Genomic DNA, 3,372 nt, shown 5'->3' on the forward strand with positions numbered 1-3,372 from the left:
CCCCCCTGGATACGCGCTCCTGCTCCGCGCGCGTCTCCCCGCGGGCGCAGGTCCAACCGCGCGTACAAGCATGGCGGCCTTCGCACTCGCCGGACCTGTCGAACCGCCCGACCGCCCCCTGACGCGGCCCGTACACGCCTTGCACGGCGGGCAGCGCCAGTGCCGAGACGGCGTCCTGCTCTCCGCCGCCTGACCCCGCCCGCGTCCGCCGTCCGCGCCCGTCCGCCCGCGTCCGCGCACGTCCGCGTCCGCCCGCGTCGATCATGCAGTTGTGGTGGTGGACGAGTGTGGCGGGAACGAGCATTTCTCCCACCACGACACCATGATCGGCGAGGGTGGGTGGGCGCGAGGGTGGGTGGGCCGGTCCGCCGGGTGCCGGACCCCTCAGGCGGCCCGGCGGACCGGTGTACGGGTGTGATCCGGGTCCCGTCCGGATCACCTGCTCGGCGGCTCGCGCAGGTGCTGGCCTCCAGATCCGGCTGGCCGCCAGCGGAGTGCTCGGAAGTTGTCGGTCAACGGGCAGGCTGCGGCGGCCGAAGTGGACGTCGGCGCTGGTGGAGGACGCCGGCGTGACTTCCGCAGCTGCGGTTCCGCTCGGGATTCAACCCCGGGGGACGGGGTCGATCGCCTGGGTGACGCCGTGGCCCGGGGGACGAGCACGACGACGGGGACGGGCGGAGCTGCCCCGGCTCCACCACCCGACGCGAAGGCTCCCGCAATCGAGGAACGCGATTACCGTAACCGAAAGCCGCTCGCTTTGGAAGCGCTCCCATCATCGATGTTCGTCCCGTGTCCCCCGCCCGTGCCGCCCTGGTCCGGCCACCCCGTCACCCGTTCCGGGCGAGGGCGGCTCACCCGGAGCGGCGGCAGGATCACGGCAGGGCGGACCTCCGGCCGCAGCCACCACCCCGGTCCGCCACGGAACAGCGGAGGAGGGACAGATGGCCATCGCGGAGATCAACCGCACCGACCAGGACATCCAGTCCGCCGTGCTCGACGAGCTGACCTGGGAACCGCGGGTGCAGCCGCACGAGATCGGCGTGACCGTCGCCGAGGGCGTCGTCACCCTGACCGGCCGGGTGGACAGCTACGCCAAGAAGTGGGCCGCCGAACGGGCCGCACACCGGGTCGCCTCGGTGCGGGCGGTCGCCAACGACGTGGCCGTGCAGCTCACCAACGGCACCGAGCGCGCCGACAGTGACCTTGCCGCCGCGGCCAGCCACGGCCTGGAGTGGGACGCCTTCGTACCCATCGAGAAGCTCCAGATCACCGTCTCGGCCGGCTGGGTGACGCTGCACGGCGACGTCGAGTGGGAGTACCAGCGCCGCGCCGCCGAACGCGCGGTCGCCCGGTTGACCGGCGTACGCGGGGTGAGCAACGGCATCACCGTCCGACCGGCCACCGTGCCGGACGGGCGCAACCTGGCCGACCGGATCGTCGACGCCCTCGCCCGGGCCGGAGCGACCGAGGCCGAACGAATCAGCGTCCGGGTGCACGGCGACACCGCGATACTCGCCGGTTTGGTGCACTCGATGCCCGAACGGGCCGAGGTCGAGCAGGTGGCCTGGTCCGCGCCGGGCATCCGGGAGGTGCAGAACCACATCGCGGTCGCCCCGGTGCTGCACTGAGCGGGCGCGGGCGAGCGCTGACCGGCACGGGCGAGCGTTGAGCGGGCGCGGAACCACCCGGGGTGGGTGAGCCCACCTCACCCACCCCGGGAGCAGGCTGGTGGCATGAGTGATCCGAACGGGCTGATCCAACCGGGGCGCACCGCGCCCGGTTTCACCCTGCCGGCCACCCCGGACGGGGCTCTGCTGGGGCCTGAGCAGTTCCGTGGCCGGCCGGTCGTGCTCGCCTTCTACCCCGCCGACTGGAGCCCGGTCTGCGGTGACCAGATGTCGCTCTACCAGTCGGCGGCGCCCGTCTTCGCCCAGTACCAGGCGGTGGTGCTCGGCCTGTCGGTCGACAGCATCTGGTCCCACCGGGCGTTCGCGGAGAGCCGCGGCATCGAGTTCCCGCTGCTGGCCGACTTCGAGCCGAAGGGCGAGGTGGCGCGCCGCTACGGCGCGTACATGTCGAACGGTGAGGCGGCCCGCGCGCTGGTCGTGCTGGATCCGGCGGGCACGGTGGCCTGGAGCTACCTGTCGCCGCCCGAGGTCAACCCCGGCGCCGACGGCATATTCGACGCGCTGGACCATCTCGCCGCCGATCGGAAGGTGATGGCCGGATGAGCACGCCACTGCAGGTCACCGCCCGGCTTCGGGACCCGGTGACCGCCGACGACCACATCCGGGGGCCGGCCGACGCGGCGGTGACCATCGTCGAGTACGGCGACTTCCAGTGCCAGTTCTGCGGTGCCGCGTACCCGAACCTGCACGAGTTGCTGCGGCAGCGGGCCGACACCGTACGGCTGGTCTACCGCTACTTCCCGATCGCCAACGTGCACCCGTACGCCGAACGCGCCGCCGAGACGGCCGAGGCCGCCGGGGTTCGGGGCCGGTTCTGGGAGATGCACGACTGGCTCTACGAGCATCAGGACCAGCTCGACCCGGTGCACCTCTCGCTCGGTGTCGAGCAGGTCGGGTTGCCGCCGGACGAGTTGAACGCCGAGGTGGAGAACCGCGCGCACGCGGACCGGGTGCGCCGGGACTTCGTGGGGGGCATCCGCAGCGGGGTGAACGGCACCCCCACCCTGTTCGTCAACGGCGTTCGGCACGACGGCGGGTACGACCTGCCGGACCTGCTGACGGCTGCGGACGCCGCCGCCAACGCCTGACCGCCAGCCGCTCAGATCAGCCGCAACTCGCGCGCCCGCCGGACCGCTTCGCGCCGGCGGGTCGCGTCGAGTTTGCGGTAGATGTTGCGGACGTGGGTCTTCACCGTGTTGACCGAGAGGGACAACTCGCTGGCGATCTCCACGTTGGACAGGATGCTCTGCAGGTAGCGCAGGATGGTCAGCTCCCGCTCGGTGAGCGGCTCGTCGAGCGCGCCTCTCGGGCCGGCGGCCGGCCCCGCGGCGCTCTGCCCCGCGCCGCGTACCAGGTCACTGACGAGCGCGAAGTGCGCGGTGCCCGCGTCCAGGTGCGCGGCCAGCAGGTCCCGCACGGGGGGCTGGGCCCGGGTGAAGACCCTTCGGCAGTCCTGCGGGCCGGCCAGGTCCAGTGTCTGTTCCAGGATCCGACCCGCGCGACGCCCGTCCCCGGCGCGCTCGGCCAGGACCGCGTCCAGCAGACCGGCGTCCAGACGTACCGGTAGCGGCCAGGCCGTGGCCGCCGGCGCCTGCCAGTCCGGCAGGGTCCGCTCGGCGGCGGCGGGGTCGCCGGCCAGCAGCCGCACCTTCGCCAAGGTCACCGCGAGCACCGGGTCGGCCCC

General features: G+C 73.1%; 4 protein-coding genes. 3 read left to right on the forward strand and 1 reads right to left on the reverse strand.

Going from position 1 to position 3,372, the window contains the following annotated elements:
* Nucleotides 1–941 precede the first annotated feature (941 nt).
* From PSH25_RS21130 to PSH25_RS21140, 3 genes are all read left to right on the forward strand, one after another.
* Nucleotides 942–1,628 (forward strand): BON domain-containing protein, encoded by a 687-nt coding sequence (locus PSH25_RS21130; protein ID WP_238660729.1) that lies wholly within the window; start codon nt 942–944, stop codon nt 1,626–1,628.
* Nucleotides 1,629–1,733: 105 nt separating this feature from the next.
* Nucleotides 1,734–2,231, forward strand: coding sequence for a redoxin domain-containing protein (locus PSH25_RS21135; RefSeq protein WP_238660730.1), 498 nt, complete (start codon nt 1,734–1,736; stop codon nt 2,229–2,231).
* The gene (locus PSH25_RS21140; RefSeq protein WP_238660731.1) at nt 2,228–2,776 is read left to right on the forward strand and encodes a DsbA family protein; all 549 of its coding nucleotides are present in this window, start codon (nt 2,228–2,230) and stop codon (nt 2,774–2,776) included. Before PSH25_RS21135 ends, PSH25_RS21140 begins: the two co-directional genes overlap by 4 nt.
* Before the next feature lie 11 nt (nt 2,777–2,787).
* On the opposite strand, the gene PSH25_RS21145 is transcribed toward PSH25_RS21140, so the two are convergent.
* On the reverse strand, nt 2,788–3,372 hold a 585-nt coding region (locus PSH25_RS21145; protein ID WP_238660732.1), incomplete at its 5' end, for a helix-turn-helix transcriptional regulator.

This window comes from Micromonospora foliorum (assembly GCF_022229015.1).
Lineage (GTDB): Bacteria > Actinomycetota > Actinomycetes > Mycobacteriales > Micromonosporaceae > Micromonospora > Micromonospora foliorum.

Excerpts from the sequence above, each read along its gene's own strand:
- PSH25_RS21130 (WP_238660729.1), top strand. The coding sequence starts at position 942 with ATGGCCATCGCGGAGATCAACCGCACCGACCAGGACATCCAGTCCGCC.
- PSH25_RS21135 (WP_238660730.1), top strand. The coding sequence starts at position 1,734 with ATGAGTGATCCGAACGGGCTGATCCAACCGGGGCGCACCGCGCCCGGT.
- PSH25_RS21140 (WP_238660731.1), top strand. The coding sequence starts at position 2,228 with ATGAGCACGCCACTGCAGGTCACCGCCCGGCTTCGGGACCCGGTGACC.